Raw genomic sequence first — 24,844 nt, forward strand, 5'->3', positions numbered from 1 at the left:
TTCTCCAGAACACGGAAACAAGCCCCGTTTTATCACGGACGGCGCGCGATCGCGCATCGCGCGGAAAAAAATCGGTGCGGATCGCGCACCGCCGCGCTTGCGGGCGGCGGGTGCGGGAGCCTATGATCCGCGCTTCTCGGGCAGATTGAAGGGCAGGTGGCCGATGCAGGGGTGGAAGCGATGCGCGCTCGCGTGGAGCGCGGGGTGGATGCTGATGTCGTCCGCATTTGCCGGTGGCGAGCCGGTGCGGATCGCGCTGATCGAAGGGATGTCGGGCCCGTTCGCGAACGCGGGCGCCGCGGTCGAGCGCAACCTGCGCTTCGGCGTCGAGCAGGTCAATGCGGCGGGCGGCGTGAAGCTGCGCGACGGCGCGCACCGGCTCGAACTCGTGGTGCTCGACAGCAAGGGCAGCCCGGAGGAGGCGCTCGTGCAATTGCGCGCGGCCGCCGACCGCCGTATCGGCTTCGTCGCGCAGGGCAACAGCTCGGCCGTCGCGGCCGCGCTCGTTGCGGCGCTCGACAAGCTGAACGCGCGCGATCCGGACCGCCGGATGCTGTTCCTGAACTATTCGGCCGACGATCCGGCGCTGACGGGCGCGCGCTGCAGTTTCTGGCATTTCCGCTTCGACGCGCATGCCGGCATGCGGATGGCCGCGCTCGCGGACGTGATGGCGCGCGATCGCGCGCTGCGCAAGGTCTATCTGTTGAACCAGGACTACAGCTTCGGCCACGACGTCAGCGCCCTCGCGCGGCAGGCGCTGGCCGCGCGACGCCCGGACGTGACGATCGCCGGCGACGAATTTCACCCGATCGGCCGGATCAAGGATTTCTCGCCGTATATCGCGAAGATCCGCGCGAGCGGCGCGGACGCCGTCGTGACCGGCAACTGGGGCAACGACCTCACGTTGCTCGTGAAGGCGGCGCGCGAACAGGGGCTCGATGCGAAGTTCTATACGTTCTACGGCAACAGCCTCGGCGCGCCGGCGGCCTTGGGCGACGCGGGCGTAGGCCATGTCGTGGCCGTTGCGGACTGGCACCCGAACGCGGGCGGCGTCAGCTCCGACGCGTTCTACCGTGCGTTCCGGGCCCGTTTCCCGGCCGCGCAGGACGACTATCCGGTGCGGCGGATGAGCCAGATGATCGAAATGCTGGCCGCCGCGATGACCCGCGCGGGTTCGGCCGACCCGGTCGCAGTTGCGCGTGCGCTCGAGGGCCTATCGTTCGACGACGGCTTTCACGCGTCGCGGATGCGCGCGCAGGATCACCAACTGATCCAACCCCTTTACGTGATGGAAATGGATAAGGCCGGTACGCCGGGCGTGCGCTTCGACAACGAAGGGTCGGGCTACGGCTTCCGGACGGTGCTCGCGGTGCCGGCGCTGCGTACGGAGATGCCGTCGACGTGCTCGATGACGCGCCCGTGACAGGAGACGGTAAGAACGGCACCGAGTTGTGCTACAATGCGCGCCGGTTGTAAATCACGGCACGGCCATTCTTCCGTGTCCGCCTGTTCAGTTAGAAAGGAAATCACATGTCTGTTGCAGATATCAAGAAGTCGGAAGTCGTTGCTCAGTTCGCCCGCGGTACCAACGACACGGGGTCGCCCGAAGTCCAGGTCGCACTGCTGACCGCACGTATCGTCGAACTGACGGGTCACTTCAAGACCCATGCGAAGGATCACCACAGCCGCCGCGGCCTGCTGCGCATGGTGAGCCGCCGCCGCAAGCTGCTCGACTACCTCAAGGGCAAGGATGCCGACCGTTACCGCGCACTGATCGAGAAGCTGGGTCTGCGTAAGTAATCGAGGCGATTGCCGCCAGCAAGATGCCTGTGTCAGTCCGCTGATACAGGCATTTTGTTTTTGCGCGGTGCGTAGCGTCACACGCATCGCAGGCTGTCCGGCACGTTCGTGCGGGGCCGCCGCCACGACCGATACCGGGGCGGGATTTGTGTCATTCCAGCGCGTCGCTGCATGAGCGCCGCGCTGGAATGGCATAAAAAACACACCTTGCTCCGGGTGATTCGGTCGGGACGCCGCCGCGCGGGATCGCCGGCGCGGCGAACGAAATGCATGAATACAAAGGAGCAACCATGTCCATGTTCAACAAGGTCGTGAAGGAATTCCAATGGGGCCAGCACAAGGTGCGCCTCGAAACCGGTGAAGTCGCCCGCCAGGCGAGCGGTGCCGTGATCGTCGACGTCGAAGACACCGTCGTGCTGGCAACCGTCGTCGGCGCGAAGTCGGCGAAGCCGGGCCAGGATTTCTTCCCGTTGACCGTCGACTATCTCGAGAAGACCTACTCGGCCGGCAAGATCCCGGGCGGCTTCTTCCGCCGCGAAGGCCGTCCGTCGGAACACGAGACGCTGACGTCGCGCCTGATCGACCGTCCGCTGCGCCCGCTGTTCCCGGAAGGCTTCTACAACGAAGTCCAGGTCGTGATCCACGTGCTGTCCGTGAACCCGGAAATCCCGGCGGACATCCCCGCGCTGATCGGCGCATCGGCTGCGCTCGCCGTGTCGGGCCTGCCGTTCAACGGCCCGGTCGGCGCCGCGCGCGTGGCGTACATCGACAACGCGTACGTGCTGAACCCGACGCGTGAGCAGCTCAAGGCATCGCGCCTCGACCTCGTCGTCGCGGGTACGGAGCGCGCCGTGCTGATGGTCGAATCGGAAGCCGATCAACTGTCGGAAGACGTGATGCTGGGCGCCGTGGTGTTCGGCCACGAGCAGATGCAGGTCGCGATCGACGCGATCCACGACCTGGTCCGCGACGGCGGCAAGCCCGAGTGGGACTGGCAGCCGGCGCCGAAGAACGAGGCGCTGATCGCACGCGTGACCGAGCTGGCGCAGAACGATCTGCTCGCCGCTTACCAGCTCCGCGACAAGCAGGCGCGTTCGGCGAAGCTGAAGGAAGTCTACGCGGCGACGTCGGCGAAGCTCGAGGAAGAGGCGCTGGCGGCCGGTACGGTCGCGGCCGACAAGGCCACGGTCGGCAACGTGCTGTTCGACATCGAAGCGAAGATCGTCCGCTCGCAGATCCTGAACGGCGAGCCGCGCATCGACGGCCGCGACACGCGCACCGTGCGCCCGATCGAGATCCGCACCGGCGTGCTGCCGCGTACCCATGGCTCGGCGCTGTTCACGCGCGGCGAGACGCAGGCGCTGGTCGTCGCGACGCTCGGCACCAAGGGTGACGAGCAGATCATCGACGCGCTCGAAGGCGAATACCGCGAGCGCTTCATGCTTCACTACAACATGCCCCCGTTCGCGACCGGCGAAACGGGCCGCGTCGGCTCGCCGAAGCGCCGCGAAATCGGCCACGGCCGCCTCGCGAAGCGCGCGCTGGTCAAGTGCCTGCCGAGCGCCGACGAATTCGGCTACTCGATCCGCGTCGTGTCGGAAATCACCGAGTCGAACGGTTCGTCGTCGATGGCGTCGGTGTGCGGCGGCTGCCTCGCGCTGATGGACGCCGGCGTGCCGATGAAGGCGCACGTCGCGGGTATCGCGATGGGCCTGATCCTCGAAGGCAACAAGTTCGCGGTGCTGACCGACATCCTCGGCGACGAAGATCACCTCGGCGACATGGACTTCAAGGTGGCCGGCACGGAGCAGGGCGTGACGGCGCTGCAGATGGACATCAAGATCCAGGGCATCACGAAGGAAATCATGCAGGTCGCGCTCGCGCAGGCGAAGGAAGGCCGCATGCACATCCTCGGCAAGATGACCTCGGCGGTGTCGGGTGCGAACACGCAACTGTCGGAATTCGCGCCGCGCATGATCACGATCAAGATCAACCCGGAAAAGATTCGCGACGTGATCGGCAAGGGCGGTTCGGTAATCCGCGCGCTGACGGAAGAAACGGGCACGACCATCGACATCTCGGACGACGGCGTCGTGACGATCGCGAGCACGAGCAGCGACGGCATGGCCGAAGCGAAGAAGCGCATCGAGCAAATCACGGCTGAAATCGAAGTCGGCCAGGTGTACGAAGGCACGGTGCTCAAGCTGCTTGATTTCGGCGCGATCGTGAACCTGCTGCCGGGCAAGGACGGCCTGCTGCACATCTCGGAAATCGTCAACGAGCGCGTGAAGGACATCAACGACTACCTGAAGGAAGGCCAGCAGGTGAAGGTCAAGGTGATCCAGACGGACGAGAAGGGTCGCGTGCGTCTGTCGGCCAAGGCGCTGCTGAATGAAGCAGCGGCGGCAGCGCAGTCGGATACGCCGCCGCAGCAGTAAGCGGACAGGCGGACCAACGGCCGGCAGTGCGAAAGCGTGCCGGCCGTTTTTTCTGTAGCATCGTTGTGCGGCGCAGCAGCGCCGGCCAGGCGCCCGCGCCGTGCGCATGGGCGTGCCATCCGATTCCGATCCTGGAGCGACTCTCACCATGAAAGCCATCGAAATCACCGAATTCGGCGCCCCCGACGTGCTGAAGCTCGCGGAGCGTCCGCGGCCCGAACCGAAGCGCGGCGAGGTGTTGATCAAGGTGGCGGCTTCCGGCGTGAACCGGCCCGACGTGTTCCAGCGCAAGGGCGCCTATGCGCCGCCGCCGGGTGCGTCGGATCTGCCGGGCCTCGAGGTCGCGGGCGAGATCGTCGGCGGCGATTTGTCCGATGCGGCGCTGAATCCGTTCGGCCTGAAGCTCGGCGATCGCGTGTGCGCGCTGCTCGCGGGCGGCGGCTATGCCGAATACGCGGTCGCGCCGCTGCCGCAGTGCCTGCCGGTGCCCGACGGCCTCACCGATATCGAGGCCGCATCGTTGCCCGAAACCTTCTTCACCGTGTGGAGCAACGTGTTCGACCGTGCGCAGCTCGGCGCGGGCGAGGGCGGCGAACAGGAGACGCTGCTCGTGCAGGGCGGCTCGAGCGGCATCGGCGTCACGGCGATCCAGATCGCGCATGCGCTCGGCTTTCGCGTGTTCGCGACGGCAGGCACAGCCGACAAGTGCCGTGCGTGCGAGGCGCTCGGCGCCGAGCGCGCGATCGACTACAAGACGGAAGACTTCGTCGAAGTCGTGAAGTCGCTGACGCACGATCGCGGCGTCGACGTGATCCTCGACATGGTGGCGGGCTCGTACGTGCCGCGCGAGCTGTCCGCGCTCGCGGACGGCGGCCGTCTCGTGCTGATCGCGCTGCTCGGCGGCGCGAAGGCCGAGGTCAACCTGAACGAGATCCTGCGGCGCCGGTTGACGGTGACGGGCTCGACGTTGCGCCCGCGCCCGGTCGAGTTCAAGGCGCGCATCGCCGCGCAGCTGAAGGCGCGCGTGTGGCCGCTGCTGGCCGACGGTCGCATCAAGCCCGTGATCTATCGTGTGCTACCGGCCGGCGAGGCTGCGCAGGCGCATGCGCTGATGGAGAGCGGCGAGCACATCGGCAAGATCGTGCTTGATTGGGGCGCGAACGCATGACGGCCCGCGCGGCGGGCTTGACATACGCGGTTTGACCGGTTCAAGCCGCGCGCAGTAAAATCGCGGGTTTGCTTCGCCAGATCCAACCTGACGGCCGGGTTCCGGCACGTTAATGACAAGATAGTGACGAGACAGACACGATGTCGAAACAACGAACAAAGCGAGTGATCGGCAACTGGAAGATGCATGGCCGGCTGGCCGGCAACCAGGCGCTGCTGAGCGAAGTGGTGCAGGGTGCGGGCGCGGTGGCGGCTGAAACGTCGATCGGCGTGTGCGTGCCGTTCCCGTATCTCGCGCAGGTTCAGGCGCAGCTCGGCGGCGGCCGTGTCGCGTTCGGTGCGCAGGACGTGTCCGCGCACGAGCAAGGCGCGTTCACCGGCGAGGTGGCGGCTGCGATGGTGGCGGAGTTCGGCGCGCAATATGCGATCGTCGGCCATTCGGAGCGTCGCGCGTATCACGGCGAAAGCAGCGAGACGGTCGCGGCGAAGACGCAACGCGCGCTCGCGGCCGGCCTCACGCCCGTCGTGTGTGTCGGCGAGACGCTCGACGAGCGCGAGTCGGGTGCGACCGAGCAGGTCGTCGGTGCGCAGCTCGACGCGGTGCTGGCCGTGCTGACGGCTGACGAAGCAGCCCGCATCGTCGTCGCGTACGAGCCGGTCTGGGCGATCGGCACGGGCAAGAGCGCGACGTCGGCGCAGGCACAGGACGTGCACGCGTTCCTGCGTGCGCGTCTCGCGGCAAAGGGTGCGGAGGGCGTGTCCGTGCTGTACGGCGGCAGCGTGAAGCCGGACAACGCGGAAGAGCTGTTCGCGCAGCCGGACATCGACGGCGGCCTGATCGGCGGCGCGTCGCTGAAGGCGGAAGATTTTCTGGCGATCTGCCGGGCTGCGCGTTGAGCGGTCCGAGATCGAATTGAACCATGACGGCGGCCGGTCGGTCCGGTCGCTTGATCCAATCGGGTGGGTGTGATGCTGTTATTCAAGACGCTGATTATTGTGGTACAGGTGCTGTCTGCACTCGGTGTGATTGGGCTCGTGCTGCTGCAGCACGGCAAGGGCGCCGACATGGGCGCCGCATTCGGCAGCGGCGCGTCGGGCAGCCTGTTCGGTGCGACGGGCTCGGCGAACTTCCTGTCGCGCACGACGGCCATTCTCGCGGCGATTTTCTTCGTCGCAACGCTCGCGCTGACGTACCTCGGTTCGTACAAGTCGACGCCGTCGGCGGGCGTGCTCGGCACGGCGGTGACCGCGCCGGCATCGGCTCCGGCAGCATCGACGCCGGCCGTCGCGGCGTCTGCCGCCGCCGGTTCGGCCGCAAGCGCGCCGGGCCAGGATGTCCCGAAATAAAAAGTTAATTTTTTTGCGGTTGTGCGTTGAACAAATCCGGAACTCGGGTTAGAATTTAATTCTTGAAGCGATTCGCGGGAACAAGCAGCACAACCCGAGTTGCATGCAGTGCCGACGTGGTGAAATTGGTAGACACGCTATCTTGAGGGGGTAGTGGCGAAAGCTGTGCGAGTTCGAGTCTCGCCGTCGGCACCAAAGTTACTCAATGCCAGCCGCTTCTAGTGGCTGGCATTTTTCATTTCTGGGGTGTGCTTGCGGTTGTCTTGCGATCGCCTGCACTCCGAAATGATTCCTTCCGCCGGAAGTGGTATTCTCCGGACGCTCAGAACCAACCGATAGAGGATTGCCTTGAACCTCGCAGCCTATTACCCCGTCTTGTTGTTCCTCCTCGTGGGCACTGGTTTAGGTATAGCGCTGGTCAGCATCGGCAAGCTCCTTGGTCCCAACAAGCCGGACGTCGAGAAGAACGCACCGTACGAGTGCGGCTTCGAAGCCTTTGAAGACGCCCGGATGAAATTCGACGTACGGTATTACCTCGTCGCCATCCTGTTCATCATCTTCGATCTCGAAACCGCATTCCTGTTTCCGTGGGGCGTCGCGCTCCGGGACATCGGCTGGCCGGGTTTCATCGCAATGATGATTTTTCTGCTCGAATTCCTGCTGGGCTTTGCCTATATCTGGAAGAAAGGCGGCCTCGACTGGGAGTGATGGGTTAATCGCCGGTTTGCATGGGCGGCCACGCTCGGTCGCTCGTCTGGAGTGGAAAGCAAATGAGTATCGAAGGGGTCTTGAAGGAAGGGTTTGTCACCACGACGGCTGACAAGCTGATCAACTGGACGCGTACCGGCTCGCTGTGGCCGATGACGTTCGGGCTCGCGTGTTGCGCCGTCGAGATGATGCATGCGGGCGCGGCCCGTTACGATCTGGACCGGTTCGGCGTCGTGTTCCGTCCGAGTCCGCGTCAGTCGGACGTGATGATCGTCGCCGGCACGCTGTGCAACAAGATGGCGCCCGCGCTGCGCCGCGTGTACGACCAGATGGCCGAGCCGCGCTGGGTGATCTCGATGGGGTCGTGTGCGAACGGCGGTGGTTACTACCACTACTCGTACTCGGTGGTCCGCGGCTGCGACCGGATCGTGCCGGTCGACGTCTACGTGCCGGGCTGTCCGCCCACGGCCGAGGCGCTGGTCTACGGCGTGATCCAGCTTCAGGCGAAGATCCGCCGCACCAATACCATCGCCCGTCAATAAAGCCCCGAGCGTCCCCTCAATATGGCAAGCAAAATCGAGACCCTCAAGGCCAACCTCGAAGCCGCGCTCGGCGCGCGCGTGGTGAGCCTCACCGAAGCGATCGGTGAACTGACGCTCGTCGTGAAGGCGAGCGATTACCTCGAAGTCGCAAAGACGCTGCGCGACGATCCGAAGCTCCGTTTCGAGCAACTGATCGACCTCTGCGGCGTCGACTACCAGACCTTCGGCGATGGCGCCTACGACGGCCCGCGCTTCGCGGCCGTGTCGCACCTGCTGTCGGTCACGAACAACTGGCGCCTGCGCCTGCGCGTATTCGCGCCGGACGACGATCTGCCGATCGTGGCGTCGCTGGTCGACATCTGGACCTCGGCGAACTGGTACGAGCGAGAAGCGTTCGACCTGTACGGCATCGTGTTCGAAGGCCACCCCGACCTGCGCCGCATCCTCACCGACTACGGCTTCATCGGTCACCCGTTCCGCAAGGACTTCCCGGTGTCGGGCTACGTCGAAATGCGTTACGACCCGGAAGAGAAGCGCGTTGTGTACCAGCCGGTGACGATCGAGCCGCGCGAAATCACGCCGCGCGTGATCCGCGAGGATCGCTATGGCGGTCTGAAACATTAAGGGGGCGTCATGGCAGAAATCAAGAACTACACGCTCAACTTCGGCCCGCAGCACCCGGCAGCGCACGGCGTGCTGCGCCTCGTGCTCGAGCTCGACGGCGAAGTCATCCAGCGTGCCGATCCACACATCGGCCTGCTGCACCGCGCGACGGAAAAGCTCGCGGAATCCAAGACCTTCATCCAGTCCGTGCCGTACATGGACCGTCTCGACTACGTGTCGATGATGGTCAACGAGCATGGCTACGTGCTCGCGATCGAAAAGCTGCTCGGCATCGACGTGCCGGAGCGCGCGCAGTACATCCGCGTGCTGTTCGACGAAATCACGCGCGTGCTGAACCACCTGATGTGGATCGGCGCGCACGCGCTCGACGTCGGCGCGATGGCCGTGTTCCTGTACGCGTTCCGCGAACGCGAGGACCTGATGGACGTGTACGAAGCGGTGTCCGGCGCCCGGATGCACGCGGCCTACTATCGTCCGGGCGGCGTCTATCGCGATCTGCCTGACGCAATGCCGCAATACAAGGCGTCGAAGATTCGCAACGAGAAGGCGCTCGCGAAGATGAACGAAGCGCGCAGCGGCTCGGTGCTCGACTTCATCGACGATTTCTTCACGCGCTTCCCGAAGTGCGTCGACGAATACGAAACGCTGCTGACCGACAACCGGATCTGGAAACAGCGTCTGGTCGGGATCGGCGTCGTGAGCCCGGAGCGTGCGTTGCAGATGGGCCTGACCGGCCCGATGCTGCGCGGCTCGGGTATCGCATGGGATCTGCGCAAGAAGCAACCGTATGAAGTGTACGATCGCATCGATTTCGACGTGCCGGTCGGTGTGAACGGCGATTGCTACGACCGCTATCTGGTGCGCGTCGAGGAAATGCGCCAGTCGGTCCGTATCGCGAAACAGTGTATTGAGTGGCTCCGCAAGAATCCGGGCCCGGTGATGACGGACAATCACAAGGTTGCCCCACCGTCGCGCGTCGGCATGAAGACCAACATGGAAGACTTGATTCACCACTTCAAGCTCTTCACCGAAGGTTTCCATGTGCCGGAAGGCGAAGCGTACGCGGCGGTCGAGCATCCGAAGGGTGAGTTCGGCATCTACCTCGTGTCCGACGGCGCCAACAAGCCGTATCGCCTCAAGATTCGCGCGCCGGGTTTCGCGCACCTGGCGTCGCTCGACGAAATGGCGCGCGGTCACATGATCGCCGACGCCGTCACGATCATCGGTACGCAGGACATCGTGTTCGGCGAAATCGATCGCTAATGGTTGCGCCGCCCGCGAGCGCGGGCGGCGAGCAGTCAGTCACATGCGAAGTCACATGCGGTATGCGCCGAACCGGCGCGGCTTCGCAAGCTGTCAACAGAGTGAGCGCCAGGTCTGCCGTCCATGCACCCCGATGTGCGGCAGGTTGTTCGTTCGGTAGGAATTGAAAGAGTCGTGTCTGAAAATGATCTCAGCTGAAGGCCTGAAGGAAATCGATCGCGCGTTGACGAAGTATCCCGCCGATCAGAAACAGTCCGCCGTGATGTCGGCGTTGGCCGTTGCTCAGGAAGAGCATGGCTGGCTGTCGCCCGAACTGATGCAGTTCGTCGCGGACTATCTCGGCATGCCGGCCGTTGCCGTGCAGGAAGTCGCGACGTTCTACACGATGTACGAGCTCAAGCCGGTCGGCAAGCACAAGATCACGCTCTGCACGAACCTGCCGTGCCAGCTCGGCCCGCACGGCGGCGCGGAAGCGGCTGCCGACTACCTGAAACAGAAGCTGGGCATCGACTTCGGCGAGACCACGCCCGACGGCAAGTTCACGCTGAAGGAAGGCGAATGCATGGGCTCGTGCGGCGATGCGCCGGTGCTGCTGGTGAACAATCACAGAATGTGCAGCTTCATGAGCCGCGAGAAGATCGACCAGCTGCTTGAGGAGCTCTCGAAATGACGTCCCTCCACGACCGTCACATCAAACCGCTGATCCTCGCTGGTCTGAACGGCGAGAACTGGCATCTCGAAGACTACGTTGCGCGCGGCGGCTACAAGCAGCTGCGCCGCATTCTCGAAGAAAAGATCCCGCCCGAGCAGGTGATCGCCGACGTGAAGGCGTCGGGCCTGCGCGGCCGCGGCGGTGCGGGCTTCCCGACCGGCCTGAAGTGGAGCTTCATGCCGCGCCAGTTCCCGGGGCAGAAGTACCTCGTCTGCAACTCGGACGAAGGCGAGCCGGGCACGTTCAAGGATCGCGACATCCTGCGCTGGAACCCGCACGCGCTGATCGAAGGCATGGCCATCGGCGCGTACGCGATGGGCATCACCGTCGGCTACAACTATATCCACGGCGAAATCTTCGAAGTGTATCGACGCTTCGAAGCCGCGCTCGATGAAGCGCGCGCGGCCGGGTTCCTCGGCGACAACATCATGGGCTCGGAATTCTCGTTCCAGCTGCACGCGCACCACGGTTACGGCGCGTACATCTGCGGCGAAGAGACGGCGCTGCTCGAGTCGCTCGAAGGCAAGAAGGGCCAGCCGCGCTTCAAGCCGCCGTTCCCGGCGAGCTTCGGCGTGTACGGCAAGCCGACCACGATCAACAACACCGAGACGTTCGCGGCGGTGCCGTTCCTGCTGTCCATCGGGCCGCAGAATTATCTCGAGATCGGCAAGCCGAACAACGGCGGCACGAAGATTTTCTCGGTGTCGGGCGACGTCGAACGTCCGGGCAACTACGAGGTGCCGCTCGGCACGCCGTTCGCGACGCTGATGGAGCTCGCCGGCGGGATGCGCGGCGGCAAGAAGATCAAGGCCGTGATTCCGGGCGGGTCGTCGGCGCCGGTGATCCCGGGCGACATCATGATGCAGACGGATCTCGACTACGATTCGATCGCGAAGGCGGGCTCGATGCTCGGCTCCGGCGCGGTGATCGTGATGGACGAGACGCGCTGCATGGTGCGCTCGCTGCTGCGCCTGTCGTACTTCTACTACGAGGAATCGTGCGGCCAGTGCACGCCGTGCCGTGAAGGCACCGGCTGGCTGTATCGCGTCGTGAACCGTATCGAGCACGGCGAAGGACGCCAGGAAGATCTGGACCTGCTGAATTCGGTGGCCGAGAACATCATGGGCCGCACGATCTGTGCGCTCGGCGATGCGGCAGCGATGCCGGTACGCGGGATGCTCAAGCACTACTGGGACGAATTCGCGTACCACGTCGAGCACAAGCACTGCATGGTCGGCGGCCACGCGCACGCGGCGGCAGCCTGAAGCGCACCCGGTTGCGGAATTTGAGCGCACGGTCGGGCCAAGGCGCGAACGGGCGGAAATAGGTTAAGGACCATTCACCATCATGGTTGAACTTGAAATAGACGGCAAGAAGGTCGAGGTGCCCGAAGGCAGCATGGTGATCCAGGCTGCGCACAAGGCGGATACGTACATTCCTCACTTCTGCTATCACAAGAAACTGTCGGTAGCGGCCAACTGCCGGATGTGCCTCGTCGAAGTCGAGAAGATGCCGAAGGCCGTGCCTGCCTGCGCGACCCCCGTGTCGGCCGGCATGATCGTCCGCACGCAGTCCGACAAGGCTGTGAAGGCGCAGCAGTCGGTGATGGAATTTCTCCTCATCAATCACCCGCTCGATTGCCCGATCTGCGATCAGGGCGGCGAATGTCAGCTGCAGGATCTGGCGGTCGGCTACGGCAAGTCGTCGTCGCGCTACTCGGAAGAAAAGCGCGTGGTGTTCCACAAGAACGTGGGCCCGCTGATCTCGATGGAAGAAATGTCGCGCTGCATCCACTGCACGCGCTGCGTCCGCTTCGGCCAGGAAATCGCCGGCGTGATGGAGTTCGGCATGCTGGGCCGCGGCGAGCATTCGGAAATCACGACGTTCGTCGGCAAGACGGTCGACTCCGAAATGTCGGGCAACATGATCGATCTGTGCCCGGTCGGCGCGCTGACCAGCAAGCCGTTCCGCTACAGCGCCCGTACGTGGGAACTGTCGCGCCGCAAGTCGGTGAGCCCGCACGATTCCGTCGGCGCGAACCTCGTCGTGCAGGTGAAGAACAACCGCGTGATGCGCGTGCTGCCGTTCGAGAACGAAGCCATCAACGAATGCTGGATCTCGGACAAGGACCGCTTCTCGTATGAAGGCCTCAACAGCGAAGAGCGTCTGACGAAGCCGATGCTGAAGCAGGGCGGCCAGTGGATCGAAACCGACTGGCAGACCGCGCTCGAATACGTCGCGAAGGGCCTGAAGGGCATCGCCGCGGATCACGGCGCGAACGCACTGGCGATGCTCGCGAGCGCGCACAGCACCGCGGAAGAGCTGTTCCTCGTGAAGCAGCTCGCCAACGAACTGAAGACGCCGAACGTCGACTTCCGTCTGCGTCAGCAGGATTTTTCGGCGCCGGTCCAGGGCGCGCCGTGGCTCGGCATGCCGATCGCCGACCTGTCGAACGTGGACGCCGCGTTCGTCGTCGGTTCGTTCCTGCGCCGCGACCACCCGCTGTTCGCGTCGCGCCTGCGTCAGGCTGCGAAGAACGGCGCGAAGCTGCACTTCCTGCACGCGACCGGTGACGATTCGCTGATCCCGACCGCGCAACGCATCGTCGCCGCGCCGTCCGCCTGGCTCGACGAGCTGGCCGGCATCGCCGCGGCCGTCGCGCAACTGCGCGGCGTCGCGCTGCCCGACGCGCTCGCAGGCGTCGCCGCATCGCCGGCCGCGCAAGCCGTCGCGCAGTCGCTCGCGAACGGCGAACGCCGCGCGGTGCTGCTCGGCAACGTCGCGGTCCGTCATCCGCAATTCGCGAAGCTGCACGCCGTCGCCCAGTGGATCGCCGACAACACCGGCGCCACGTTCGGCTTCCTGACGGAAGCGGCGAACACGGTCGGCGCGCACGTCGTCGGCGCACTGCCGGGCGAAGGCGGCCTGAACGCACGCGAAGCGTTCGCGCAGCCGCGCAAGGGCTACGTGCTGCTGAACGTCGAACCGGAATTCGATACCGCCGATCCGGCACAGGCACTGGCCGCGCTGAACCAGGCGGAGATGGTCGTCGTGATGTCGCCGTTCAAGCACGGCCTCGACTACGCCGACGTGCTGCTGCCGGTCGCGCCGTTCACGGAAACGGCCGGTACGTTCATCAACGCGGAAGGTACCGTGCAGAGCTTCAACGGCGTCGTGCGCCCGCTCGGCGACACGCGTCCGGGCTGGAAGGTGCTGCGCGTGCTCGGCAGCCTGCTCGGCCTGCCGAACTTCGAATACGAGACCGCGGAAGAAGTGCGTGTCGCCGCGCTCGGCGACGCCGGCGTCGCGGGCCGTCTGTCGAACCGCACGTCGGTCGCGCCGGCTCGTGCCGCGGCGAATGCCGCGAACGGCGGGTTCGAGCGCCTGGCCGACGTGCCGATCTATCACGCCGACGCGCTCGTGCGCCGCGCAGGTGCGCTGCACCTGACGGCCGCCGCGAAGGCGGCGAATGCCGCAGCCCTGCCGGCCGCGCTGTTCGACAAGCTGGGCTTGAAGGAAGGCGACGCCGTGCGCGTGCGCCAGGGCGAGCGTGCGGTGCAGTTGCCGGCCGTGCGCGACGCGAATCTTGCGGAGACGGTCGTTCGCGTGTCGGCGGCGACGCCTGCCGGCGCAGCGCTCGGCAGCCTGTCCGGTGAACTGGTGGTGGAGAAGGCGTAAATGAGCTTGTTCGATACGATCAACGCGGGCGGGGCCGAGCTTCTCGGCTTCGCGTGGCCGACGGTGTGGGCAGTCGTGCGCATCCTCGTCGTCTCCGTCGTCATCCTGCTGTGCGTCGCGTACCTGATTCTGTGGGAGCGCAAGCTGATCGGCTGGATGCACGTGCGTCTCGGCCCGAACCGCGTCGGCCCCGGCGGCCTGCTGCAGCCGATCGCCGACGTGCTGAAGCTGCTGCTGAAGGAAGTCATTCAGCCGAGCGCCGCCAGCCGCTGGCTGTACCTGATCGCGCCGGTGATGACCGTCGTGCCGGCGTTCGCCGTATGGGCCGTGATTCCGTTCCAGGCCGAAGCCGTTCTCGCGAACGTGAACGCGGGCCTGCTGTACGCGATGGCGATCTCGTCGATCGGCGTGTACGCGGTGATTCTCGCCGGCTGGGCGTCGAACTCGAAGTACGCGTTCCTCGGCGCGATGCGCGCCGCGGCACAGATGGTGTCGTACGAAATCTCGATGGGCTTCGCGCTGGTGCTCGTGCTGATGACCGCCGGCAGCCTGAACCTGTCGGAAATCGTCGGTTCGCAACAGCACGGCTTCTTCGCCGGCCACGGCGTGAACTTCCTGTCGTGGAACTGGCTGCCGCTCCTGCCGGCGTTCGTCGTCTACTTCATCTCGGGTATCGCCGAAACGAACCGTCACCCGTTCGACGTGGTGGAAGGGGAGTCGGAGATCGTCGCGGGTCACATGATCGATTACTCGGGCATGGCGTTCGCGCTGTTCTTCCTCGCCGAGTACATCAACATGATCGTGATCTCGGCGCTGGCGGCGACGCTGTTCCTCGGCGGCTGGGACGCACCGTTCGAATTCCTGTCGTTCATTCCGGGCATCTTCTGGCTGGTGCTGAAGGTCTTTGCGCTGCTGTCGGTGTTCATCTGGGTGCGCGCGACGTTCCCGCGCTTCCGTTACGACCAGATCATGCGTCTGGGCTGGAAGGTGTTCCTGCCCGTCACGGTGGTCTGGGTGGTCGTGGTCGGCTTCTGGATGATGTCGCCGCTGAACATCTGGGTGAAGTAAAGATCGGACGAAATCATGACGGCTATCCAACACTTCTTTAAGACTTTCTTCCTGACCGAGCTGCTGAAGGGGCTCGCGCTGACCGGTCGTTACACGTTCAAGCGCAAGTTCACCGTGCAGTTCCCGGAAGAGAAGACCCCGATTTCGCCGCGTTTTCGCGGGCTGCACGCACTGCGCCGCTACGAGAACGGCGAAGAGCGCTGCATCGCGTGCAAGCTGTGCGAGGCCGTGTGCCCCGCGCTGGCGATCACGATCGAATCGGAAACGCGCGCGGACAACACGCGCCGCACGACGCGCTACGACATCGACCTGACGAAGTGCATCTTCTGCGGTTTCTGCGAAGAGAGCTGCCCGGTCGATTCGATCGTCGAGACGCAGATTCTCGAGTACCACGGCGAAAAGCGCGGCGACCTGTATTTCACGAAGGAAATGCTGCTCGCGGTGGGCGATCGCTACGAGAAGGACATCGCCGCGGCGAAGGCTGCCGACGCGCCGTATCGTTGATTGTGTTTGCAGTGCCGGCCCGGCATGAACGGGCCGAGCCGCCGCGACGGGTGCGGGCGTCCCGCAAGCCGCGCCTGACTATGGCCTAACGATGAACCGGTAATCATGGAATTCACGACCGTACTGTTCTACATCTTCGCGCTGCTCCTGGTGGTATCAGGGCTGAAGGTGATCACTTCGCGCAACCCGGTGGCGTCTGCGCTTTTCCTTGTGCTGGCGTTCTTCAACGCCGCCGCGATCTGGATGCTGCTGGAGGCGGAATTCCTCGCGATCCTGCTGGTTCTGGTCTACGTGGGCGCGGTGATGGTGCTGTTCCTGTTCGTCGTGATGATGCTGGACATCAACATCGACTACCTGCGCCGCGACTTCAAGCGCTTCGTGCCGATGGCAACCGTGGTCGGCGCGATCATCGTGATCGAAACCGCGCTGATCCTGTGGCGCGGTTACGGCGACACGCACACCGTGCATGCGATGGCGACGGGCGAGATGGCCAACTGGTCGAATACGCGCCTGATCGGCAAGGTGATCTACACCGACTACATCTTCGCGTTCGAAATCGCCGGCCTCGTGCTGCTGGTCGCGATCATCGCCGCGATCGGGCTGACCGAGCGCAAGGGCAAGGACAGCAAGCGCCAGCGCGTGTCGGATCAGGTCAAGGTGCGCCGCGACGACCGTGTGCGCCTCGTGAAGATGGAAGCGGACAAGCCGCAGCCGGAAACGGCGCAAAGCGAAGCCGGTTCGGGCACCAACGGCTAAGCGGAGGAAAAGAAAACCATGCTGACTCTTGCTCACTACCTTGTGCTCGGCGCGATCCTGTTCGCGATCGCGATCGTCGGGATCTTCCTGAACCGCCGCAACGTCATCATCATCCTGATGTCGATCGAACTGATGCTGCTGGCGGTGAACACCAACTTCGTCGCGTTCTCGCATTACCTCGGCGACGTGCACGGCCAGATCTTCGTGTTCTTCGTGCTGACCGTCGCCGCAGCGGAAGCCGCGATCGGTCTCGCGATTCTGGTGACCCTGTTCCGTAAGCTCGACACGATCAATGTCGAGGATCTCGATCAGCTCAAAGGTTAATTTCAGGCAACGCTGTTATGTCAACGACACTCAATGAAAACCTGCTGCTGGCGATTCCGCTCGCTCCGCTGGCCGGCTCGCTGATCGCGGGGCTGTTCGGGAACGCAGTCGGGCGCAAGGGCGCACATCGGATCACGATCCTCGGCGTATTGATCGCGTTCCTCCTGTCGGCGAAAGTCTTCTTCGACGTGATGGGCGGCGCAAGCTTCAACGCGACCGTCTACGAATGGATGAACGTCGGCTCGCTGAAGCTCGAAGTCGGCTTCCTCGTCGATTCGCTGACCGCGATGATGATGGTCGTCGTGACCTTCGTCTCGCTGATGGTGCACGTGTACACGATCGGCTACATGGCGGAAGAAGACGGCTACCAGCGCTTCTTCTCGTACATCTCGCTGTTCACGTTCTCGATGCTGATGCTCGTGATGAGCAACAACTTCCTGCAGCTGTTCTTCGGCTGGGAAGCGGTGGGTCTGGTGTCGTACCTGCTGATCGGCTTCTACTTCACGCGTGAGAGCGCGATCTACGCGAACATGAAGGCGTTCCTCGTGAACCGCGTGGGCGACTTCGGCTTCCTGCTCGGCATCGGCCTGCTGCTCGCGTTCGCCGGCTCGATGAACTATGGCGAAGTGTTCGCGAAGCGCGCGGAGCTCGCGAGCCTGCACTTCCCGGGCACCGACTGGGGCCTGCTGACCGTTGCCTGTATCTGCCTGTTCATCGGCGCGATGGGCAAGTCGGCGCAATTCCCGCTGCACGTGTGGCTGCCGGACTCGATGGAAGGCCCGACCCCGATCTCGGCGCTGATTCACGCGGCGACGATGGTGACGGCCGGCATCTTCATGGTGTCGCGCATGTCGCCGCTGTTCGAACTGTCGGACACCGCGCTGTCGTTCATCACGGTGATCGGCGCGATCACGGCGCTCTTCATGGGCTTCCTCGGCATCGTCCAGAACGACATCAAGCGCGTGGTCGCGTACTCGACGCTGTCGCAGCTCGGCTACATGACCGTCGCGCTCGGCGTGTCCGCTTACCCGGTCGCCGTGTTCCACCTGATGACGCACGCGTTCTTCAAGGCGCTGCTGTTCCTCGGCGCCGGCTCGGTCATCATGGGCATGCACCACGACCAGGACATGCGCAACATGGGCGGCCTGCGCAAGTACATGCCGATCACGTGGATCACGTCGCTCATCGGGTCGCTCGCGCTGATCGGTACGCCGTTCTTCTCGGGCTTCTACTCGAAGGACTCGATCATCGATGCGGTGAAGCTGTCGCACCTGCCGGGTTCGGGCTTCGCGTACTTCGCGGTCGTCGCGAGCGTGTTCGTCACGGCGCTGTACTCGTTCCGCATGTACTTCCTGGTGTTCCACGGCGAAGAGCGCTTCCGCAATCCGAAGCATCCGGAATCGCCGATGGGCATGGCGGCCGCGCACGGCCACGACGATCACGGCCATGGCCACGGTCATGACGACCACGCGCACGAGCCGCACGAGACCCCGTGGGTCGTGTGGGTACCGCTGGTCCTGCTGGCGATCCCGTCGGTGATCATCGGTGCGATCGCGATCAGCCCGATGCTGTTCGGCGACTTCTTCCAGCACGGCGTCGCATTCGACAAGGTGATCTTCATCGGCGAAAACCATCCGGCGCTGGCCGAGATGGCCGAAGAGTTCCACGGCTGGGTCGGCATGGGCCTGCACTCGGTGTCGGGTCTGCCGGTGTGGCTGGCGCTCGCCGGTGTCGTCGTCGCGTGGTTCCTGTATCTGAAGCGTCCGGAGCTGCCGGCGTCGATCCGCCGTGCATTCGGCCCGATCTACACGCTGCTGGACAACAAGTACTACATGGACAAGATCAACGAAGTGGTGTTCGCCCGCGGTTCGGTGGCGATCGGCCGCGGCCTGTGGAAGGAGGGTGACGTCGTGGTGATCGACGGCCTCGTCAACGGCAGCGCCCGGTTCATCGGCTGGTTTGCCGGCGTGATCCGCTTCCTCCAATCCGGTTACATCTATCACTACGCGTTCGCCATGATCATCGGCATGCTGGGGCTCCTGACCCTGTTTGTAACGCTCGGCGGCAAATAAGGCGGGGGGACAACACTAATGCACGCTTTTCCGATTCTCAGTACCGCGATCTGGCTGCCGATCGTTTTCGGCCTCCTCGTGCTTGCGGTGGGTAACGACAAAAATCCGGGGACGGCCCGCTGGGTCGCGCTGATCGGTGCGCTGCTCGGCCTCGCGGTCACGATCCCGCTGATCACCGGCTTCGACTCGAGCACGGCTGCGCTGCAGTTCGTCGAGAAGTCGACCTGGATCGAACGCTTCGATATCGCGTATCACCTCGGCGTCGACGGCATTTCGATGTGGTTCGTCGTGCTGACCGCGCTGATCACGGTGATCGTCGTGATCGCCGCATGGGAAGTGATCACCGAGAACGTCGCGCAGTACCTCGCGGCGTTCCTGATCCTGTCCGGGATCATGATCGGCGTGTTCTCGGCGGCCGACGGCCTGCTGTTCTACGTGTTCTTCGAGGCGACCCTGATCCCGATGTACATCATCATCGGCGTGTGGGGCGGCCCGAATCGCGTGTATGCGGCGTTCAAGTTCTTCCTGTACACGTTGGCCGGTTCGCTGCTGATGCTGGTCGCGCTGATTTACCTGTACACGGAAACGCACTCGTTCGACCTCGCGACGTGGCAGAACGCGAAGATCGCGATGACGCCGCAGATCCTGCTGTTCATTGCGTTCTTCCTCGCGTTCGCGGTGAAGGTGCCGATGTGGCCGGTGCACACGTGGTTGCCGGACGCGCACGTGGAAGCGCCGACGGGCGGCTCGGTCGTGCTGGCGGCGATCATGCTGAAGCTCGGCGCATACGGTTTCCTGCGTTTCTCGCTGCCGATCACGCCTGACGCGAGCCATTTCCTGGCGCCCGTCGTGATCACGCTGTCGCTGATCGCGGTGATCTACATCGGCCTCGTCGCGATGGTGCAGGCCGACATGAAGAAGCTGGTCGCGTATTCGTCGATCGCGCACATGGGCTTCGTCACGCTGGGCTTCTTCATCTTCAACCAGCTCGGCGTCGAAGGCGCGATCATCCAGATGATCTCGCACGGCTTCGTGTCGGGCGCGATGTTCCTCTGCATCGGCGTGCTGTACGACCGCGTGCACTCGCGCCAGATCGCCGATTACGGCGGCGTCGTCAACGTGATGCCGAAGTTCGCGGCATTCGCGATGCTGTTCTCGATGGCCAACTGCGGCCTGCCGGGTACGTCGGGTTTCGTCGGCGAGTTCATGGTGATTCTCGCGGCCGTCCAGTACAACTTCTGGATCGCATTCGGCGCGGCATTCACGCTGATCCTCGGTGCGGCCTACACGCTGTGGATGTACAAGCGCGTGTATTTCGGCGCGGTGGCGAACGATCACGTCGCCAAGCTGACGGACATCGGCCGTCGCGAATTCCTGATGCTGGCCGTGCTCGCCGCGTTCACGCTGCTGATGGGCCTGTATCCGAAGCCTTTCACCGACGTGATGCACGTTTCCGTGGAAAACCTCCTCTCCCACGTCGCGCAGTCGAAGCTGCCGCTGGCCCAGTAATCGCGAGCGGAGGAACTCAAGATCATGCAAAACGCCTCTATGAATGTCCTGTTGCCTGACGCGCTGGTGCTGGCCGCCATCGTCGTCGCATGGCTGAACGACACCTTCACCGGTGCTTCCGGCCGCCGCCTGACCTATCTGATCGCGGTCGTCTCGTCGGTGGTCGCCGGCGTGTGGTTCGCGGTCCAGGCGCTCGACCCGCAGCAGTACTACTTCTTCTCGAAGATGGTCGTCGTCGACTCGTTCGCGAGCATGATGAAGGCTGTCGTGTCGTTCGGGTTCGCGGTCTCGCTCGTCTATTCGCGCAAGTACCTCGAAGACCGCGACATGTTCCGCGGTGACGTGTTCCTGCTCGGCATGTTCTCGCTGCTCGGTCAGCTGGTCATGGTGTCGGGCAACAACTTCCTGACGCTGTATCTCGGCCTCGAACTGATGTCGCTGTCGCTGTATGCGGTGATCGCGCTGCGTCGCGATGCAGCGCAGTCGAGCGAAGCCGCGATGAAGTACTACGTGCTGGGCGCGCTCGCGTCGGGCTTCGTGCTGTACGGCATCTCGATGCTCTACGGCGCGACCGGCTCGCTCGAACTCGGCGAAGTGTACAAGGCGGTCGGCGGCAACACCGACGCGGCCGTGCTGATGTTCGGCGTGATCTTCATCGTCGCCGGTATCGCGTTCAAGCTCGGCGCCGTGCCGTTCCACATGTGGGTGCCGGACGTCTACCAGGGCGCACCGACCGCGATGACGCTGTTCGTCGGCGGCGGCCCGAAGGTTGCCGCGTTCGCGTGGGGCCTGCGCTTCCTGGTGATGGGCCTGCTGCCGCTCGCGCAGAACTGGCAGACCGCGCTCGTGATCCTTGCCGCGCTGTCGCTGATCGTCGGCAACATCACCGGTATCGTCCAGCGCAACATCAAGCGGATGCTCGCGTACTCGGCGATCTCGAACATGGGCTTCGTGCTGCTCGGCCTGCTCGCGGGCATCGTGAAGGGTGACGCGGCGGCGCCGGCGAACGCGTACAGCTCGGCGATGTTCTACGCGATCGTCTACCTGATCACGACGCTCGGCTCGTTCGGTGTGGTGATGCTGCTCGCTCGCCGCGATTTCGAAGCCGAAACGATCGACGACTTCAAGGGCCTCAACAAGCGCAGCCCGGTGTTCGCGTTCGTGATGATGGTCATGATGTTCTCGCTGGCCGGCATCCCGCCGACCGTCGGCTTCTACGCGAAGCTCGCCGTGCTTGAGGCGACCGTCAACGCGGGCCTCACGTGGCTGGCCGTGCTGGCCGTGATCACGTCGCTGTTCGGCGCGTTCTACTACCTGCGCATCGTCAAGGTGATTTACTTCGATGCGCCGCAGGATTCGACGCCGATCTCGGGCGATTTCTGCAAGCGCACGATCCTCGTGCTGAACGGCGTGGCGGTCGTCGTGCTCGGCCTGATCCCGAGCCCGCTGCTGACCGCCTGCCTGCAGGCAATCCGTCACACGCTGCCGCTGTAATGTCGGCAGCCGGCTGGTTCATCGTGCTGTTGGCGCTCGTCTGCGCCAACCTGCCGTTCCTGAACCAACGCCTCTTCGCCGTCGTGCCGTTCGGCGCGACGAAGAAGAATGCGTGGGTGCGGATCGGCGAGCTGATCGTGCTGTACTTCGTCGTCGGCGCGCTCGGCTTCTGGCTCGAGTCGCGTGCCGGCAACCGCTTCGAACAGGGCTGGCAGTTTTACGCGATCACGTTCAGTCTTTTCGTCGTGTTCGCGTTTCCCGGCTTCACGTTCCAGTATCTCGTCAAACGACGCTGACGGCTTCGGCCGTCCGTCGTGCTCATTCAGGAGCCGCCGATGGCCGAACTACCCAATCACGACGCCGCACTGACCGAAACCTGCCTCGAGAGCGAGGCGATCTTCGACGGCGCGTTCCTCAAGCTCAAGCGCGACACCGTCCGTCTGCCGGACGGCAAGAAGGCCACGCGCGAATACGTGCAGCACCCGGGTGCGGTGATGGTGATCCCGCTGTTCGACGACGGCCGCGTGCTGATGGAAAGCCAGTATCGCTACCCGATCGGCAAGGTGATGGCCGAATTCCCGGCCGGCAAGCTCGACCCGAACGAAGGCGCGCTCGCGTGCGCGATGCGCGAGCTGCGCGAGGAAACGGGCTACACGGCGCGCGAATACGTGTTCCTGGCCCGCATTCATCCGATCATTTCCTATTCGACCGAATTCATCGACCTGTATCTCGCGCGCGGGCTGACGGCCGGCGAACGCAAGCTCGACGACGGCGAATTCCTCGAAACCTTCACGGCGACGCCGGCCGACCTGCAGGAATGGGTGCGCACGGGCCAGATCACCGACGTGAAGACGATCATCGGCGCGATGTGGCTCGACAAGGTACTGTCCGGCACGTGGCCGCTCGGGCCGGTCGTCACGCCCTGAGCACGGGCGTCGGCGGCGGCCGGGGCGCCGCGTTACAATTCCGTGACGCGGCGCGCTCGTGCCGCGCGATCCGGATTTAGCACGATCGTTCACAAAACCGCTTTTTGCGCTACACTCGTCACACGCCCTGATTCAGCATGAAGGTCCTCGATTTACAGTGTCCGCACGGTCATCGGTTCGAAGGCTGGTTCGCTTCTGCCGATGAATTCGAAGCGCAGTTGTCCCGCAAGCTGGTCGAATGTCCTGTGTGCGGAACGACGGAGATCAACCGGATGCCGTCGGCGCCGCGCCTGAACCTGTCGGGCGCGACGCAGGCGCAGCCGGTCGATCCGCGTGCGCTGCAGGCGCAGGTGATGCGTGCGCTGCGTGAGGTGCTGGAGAAGACCGAGAACGTGGGCGAGCGCTTCGCCGAGGAAGCGCGGCGCATCCATTACAACGAGGCGCCGGCACGCAGCATTCGCGGCGTCACGACGCCTGAGGATGCGCAGTCCTTGGTCGAAGAAGGCATCGACGTGATGCCGCTGCCGATTCCAGCCGCGCTGAAAGAACCGCTGCAATAACGTACGCAGTGTGTCCTTGCCGGGCCGGACGGTCGCGGCGAGCCTTGCATGGGATCAGAGTAAGCGCTGAAGCGCCGATGCTGATCGACCGCGAAGCATGGGACCGGAGTAAGTGCTGAAGCACTCACTCCGGTCGACAGGAGACACTGCGCATGGATCTGGATTATTCCCCCGCCGACGACGCGTTCCGCGCCGACGTCCGCGCCTGGCTCGAGGCCAACCTGCCTCACGCGCTGCGCGCCAAGGTACTCGATCACAAACGACTCGACCGCGAAGACTTCGCGAGCTGGCACCGGATTCTAGGCCAACGCGGCTGGTCCGCGCCTGCCTGGCCGGTCGAATATGGCGGCCCGGGCTGGAACGCGACGCAGCGACACATCTGGGACGAGGAGTGCGCGCGGATCGGTGCGCCGACCGTGTTGCCGTTCGGGGTGTCGATGGTCGCGCCGGTCCTGATGAAATACGGCAGCGAAGCGCAGAAGCGCCGCTATCTGCCGCGTATTCTCGACGGCTCGGACTGGTGGTGCCAGGGGTATTCGGAGCCGGGTTCCGGGTCCGACCTCGCGTCGCTGCGCACGCGCGCCGAGCGCCACGGCGATCACTACGTCGTCAACGGCCAGAAGACCTGGACCACGCTCGGCCAGTACGCCGACATGATGTTCTGCCTCGTGCGCACCGATCCGGCTGCGAAGAAGCAGGAGGGCATCTCGTTCCTGCTGATCGACATGAAGACGCCCGGCATCACGGTGCGCCCGATCGTGATGCTCGACGAGGATCACGAGGTCAACGAGGTGTTCTTCGAGGACGTGAAGGTGCCGGTCGAGAACCTCGTCGGCGACGAGAACCGCGGCTGGACCTACGCGAAATATCTGCTCGGCCACGAGCGCACTGGCATCGCGCGCGTCGGCGCGTCGAAGCGGGAGCTCGCGTTCCTGAAGCGCGTCGCATCGAATCAGCGCAAGAACGGCAAGCCGTTGCTCGCCGATCCCGTGTTCGCCGCGAAGGTCGCGGCGCTCGAAGTCGAGTTGATGGCGCTGGAAGTGACGGTGCTGCGCGTCGTCAGCCGCGAGACGAGCGGCAAGGGGCCCGGCCCCGAGGCGTCGATGCTGAAGATCAAGGGCACCGAGGTGCAGCAGGCGCTCACCGAGCTGATGGTCGAAGCGATCGGCCCGCTGGCCGCCCCGTTCGACGTGCCGTTCCTCGACGGCGAGCGCGAACACAGCATCGCGGGCGACGACGATGCGGCGCCGCTCGCCGCGTACTACTTCAATTACCGGAAGACGTCGATCTACGGCGGTTCGAACGAGATCCAGAAGAACATCATCGCGCAGATGATTCTGGGGCTGTGATCA

24 protein-coding genes and 1 tRNA gene are annotated in these 24,844 nt (G+C 64.4%); all 25 read left to right on the forward strand.

Going from position 1 to position 24,844, the window contains the following annotated elements:
* Window positions 1–163 precede the first annotated feature (163 nt).
* Window positions 164–1,423 (forward strand): branched-chain amino acid ABC transporter substrate-binding protein, encoded by a 1,260-nt coding sequence (locus WS61_RS03420; RefSeq protein ID WP_059499238.1) that lies wholly within the window; start codon window positions 164–166, stop codon window positions 1,421–1,423.
* Between the two features lie 107 nt (window positions 1,424–1,530).
* Window positions 1,531–1,800, forward strand: a complete 270-nt coding sequence (gene rpsO / locus WS61_RS03425; RefSeq protein ID WP_006398792.1) for a 30S ribosomal protein S15 — start codon at window positions 1,531–1,533, stop codon at window positions 1,798–1,800.
* Window positions 1,801–2,090: 290 nt separating this feature from the next.
* Window positions 2,091–4,238 carry a polyribonucleotide nucleotidyltransferase gene (pnp, locus tag WS61_RS03430; protein WP_059499239.1) on the forward strand — a complete coding sequence of 716 codons (2,148 nt, stop codon included), beginning with the start codon at window positions 2,091–2,093 and terminating at the stop codon, window positions 4,236–4,238.
* 148 nt (window positions 4,239–4,386) lie between these two features.
* Entirely contained in the window at window positions 4,387–5,406 is a 1,020-nt protein-coding gene (locus WS61_RS03435; RefSeq protein ID WP_059499240.1) for an NAD(P)H-quinone oxidoreductase, read from the forward strand.
* Window positions 5,407–5,546: 140 nt separating this feature from the next.
* Window positions 5,547–6,302, forward strand: coding sequence for a triose-phosphate isomerase (tpiA, locus tag WS61_RS03440; RefSeq protein WP_059499241.1), 756 nt, complete (start codon window positions 5,547–5,549; stop codon window positions 6,300–6,302).
* A 72-nt stretch (window positions 6,303–6,374) separates the two neighbouring features.
* Entirely contained in the window at window positions 6,375–6,752 is a 378-nt protein-coding gene (secG, locus tag WS61_RS03445) for a preprotein translocase subunit SecG (protein ID WP_059499242.1), read from the forward strand.
* 110 nt (window positions 6,753–6,862) lie between these two features.
* Window positions 6,863–6,947, forward strand: a tRNA-Leu gene (locus WS61_RS03450).
* Window positions 6,948–7,100: 153 nt separating this feature from the next.
* The gene (locus WS61_RS03455) at window positions 7,101–7,460 is read left to right on the forward strand and encodes an NADH-quinone oxidoreductase subunit A (protein WP_006398798.1); all 360 of its coding nucleotides are present in this window, start codon (window positions 7,101–7,103) and stop codon (window positions 7,458–7,460) included.
* Between the two features lie 62 nt (window positions 7,461–7,522).
* On the forward strand, window positions 7,523–8,002 hold the full coding sequence (locus tag WS61_RS03460) for an NADH-quinone oxidoreductase subunit B family protein (RefSeq protein WP_006398799.1): 480 nt from the start codon (window positions 7,523–7,525) through the stop codon (window positions 8,000–8,002).
* A gap of 21 nt (window positions 8,003–8,023) precedes the next feature.
* Window positions 8,024–8,626, forward strand: coding sequence for an NADH-quinone oxidoreductase subunit C (locus WS61_RS03465; protein WP_034207966.1), 603 nt, complete (start codon window positions 8,024–8,026; stop codon window positions 8,624–8,626).
* A gap of 9 nt (window positions 8,627–8,635) precedes the next feature.
* On the forward strand, window positions 8,636–9,889 hold the full coding sequence (locus WS61_RS03470; RefSeq protein ID WP_059499243.1) for an NADH-quinone oxidoreductase subunit D: 1,254 nt from the start codon (window positions 8,636–8,638) through the stop codon (window positions 9,887–9,889).
* Window positions 9,890–10,073: 184 nt separating this feature from the next.
* Window positions 10,074–10,559: an NADH-quinone oxidoreductase subunit NuoE gene (gene nuoE / locus WS61_RS03475; RefSeq protein WP_059499244.1), complete on the forward strand. Its 486-nt coding sequence runs from the start codon at window positions 10,074–10,076 to the stop codon at window positions 10,557–10,559.
* On the forward strand, window positions 10,556–11,866 hold the full coding sequence (nuoF, locus tag WS61_RS03480) for an NADH-quinone oxidoreductase subunit NuoF (protein ID WP_006478267.1): 1,311 nt from the start codon (window positions 10,556–10,558) through the stop codon (window positions 11,864–11,866). The genes nuoE and nuoF overlap by 4 nt, the downstream gene beginning before the upstream one ends.
* An 82-nt stretch (window positions 11,867–11,948) precedes the next feature.
* Window positions 11,949–14,279 carry an NADH-quinone oxidoreductase subunit NuoG gene (gene nuoG, locus WS61_RS03485; protein ID WP_059499245.1) on the forward strand — a complete coding sequence of 777 codons (2,331 nt, stop codon included), beginning with the start codon at window positions 11,949–11,951 and terminating at the stop codon, window positions 14,277–14,279.
* On the forward strand, window positions 14,280–15,347 hold the full coding sequence (gene nuoH / locus WS61_RS03490; protein WP_059499246.1) for an NADH-quinone oxidoreductase subunit NuoH: 1,068 nt from the start codon (window positions 14,280–14,282) through the stop codon (window positions 15,345–15,347).
* A 15-nt stretch (window positions 15,348–15,362) separates the two neighbouring features.
* Window positions 15,363–15,851, forward strand: a complete 489-nt coding sequence (nuoI, locus tag WS61_RS03495; protein ID WP_006478270.1) for an NADH-quinone oxidoreductase subunit NuoI — start codon at window positions 15,363–15,365, stop codon at window positions 15,849–15,851.
* Between the two features lie 105 nt (window positions 15,852–15,956).
* Window positions 15,957–16,607 carry an NADH-quinone oxidoreductase subunit J gene (locus tag WS61_RS03500; RefSeq protein WP_059499247.1) on the forward strand — a complete coding sequence of 217 codons (651 nt, stop codon included), beginning with the start codon at window positions 15,957–15,959 and terminating at the stop codon, window positions 16,605–16,607.
* An 18-nt stretch (window positions 16,608–16,625) separates the two neighbouring features.
* Window positions 16,626–16,931, forward strand: a complete 306-nt coding sequence (nuoK, locus tag WS61_RS03505) for an NADH-quinone oxidoreductase subunit NuoK (RefSeq protein WP_006478272.1) — start codon at window positions 16,626–16,628, stop codon at window positions 16,929–16,931.
* A 17-nt stretch (window positions 16,932–16,948) separates the two neighbouring features.
* On the forward strand, window positions 16,949–19,003 hold the full coding sequence (gene nuoL / locus WS61_RS03510; protein ID WP_034207962.1) for an NADH-quinone oxidoreductase subunit L: 2,055 nt from the start codon (window positions 16,949–16,951) through the stop codon (window positions 19,001–19,003).
* A gap of 18 nt (window positions 19,004–19,021) precedes the next feature.
* Complete coding sequence (locus tag WS61_RS03515; protein WP_059499248.1) at window positions 19,022–20,512, forward strand: NADH-quinone oxidoreductase subunit M; 1,491 nt, start codon at window positions 19,022–19,024, stop codon at window positions 20,510–20,512.
* Between the two features lie 39 nt (window positions 20,513–20,551).
* Entirely contained in the window at window positions 20,552–22,006 is a 1,455-nt protein-coding gene (gene nuoN / locus WS61_RS03520; RefSeq protein WP_059499249.1) for an NADH-quinone oxidoreductase subunit NuoN, read from the forward strand.
* Window positions 22,006–22,302, forward strand: a complete 297-nt coding sequence (locus WS61_RS03525; protein WP_006478276.1) for a DUF2818 family protein — start codon at window positions 22,006–22,008, stop codon at window positions 22,300–22,302. The genes nuoN and WS61_RS03525 overlap by 1 nt, the downstream gene beginning before the upstream one ends.
* Window positions 22,303–22,341: 39 nt before the next feature.
* Window positions 22,342–22,932, forward strand: coding sequence for an NUDIX domain-containing protein (locus WS61_RS03530; protein ID WP_059499250.1), 591 nt, complete (start codon window positions 22,342–22,344; stop codon window positions 22,930–22,932).
* 137 nt (window positions 22,933–23,069) lie between these two features.
* Window positions 23,070–23,492: a DUF1178 family protein gene (locus tag WS61_RS03535; RefSeq protein WP_059499251.1), complete on the forward strand. Its 423-nt coding sequence runs from the start codon at window positions 23,070–23,072 to the stop codon at window positions 23,490–23,492.
* A gap of 152 nt (window positions 23,493–23,644) precedes the next feature.
* Window positions 23,645–24,841: an acyl-CoA dehydrogenase family protein gene (locus tag WS61_RS03540; protein ID WP_059499252.1), complete on the forward strand. Its 1,197-nt coding sequence runs from the start codon at window positions 23,645–23,647 to the stop codon at window positions 24,839–24,841.
* Window positions 24,842–24,844 lie beyond the last annotated feature (3 nt).

Origin of the sequence: Burkholderia sp. ABCPW 11 (assembly GCF_001523445.1) — a bacterium.
In the GTDB taxonomy this organism is placed as follows: Bacteria; Pseudomonadota; Gammaproteobacteria; order Burkholderiales; family Burkholderiaceae; genus Burkholderia.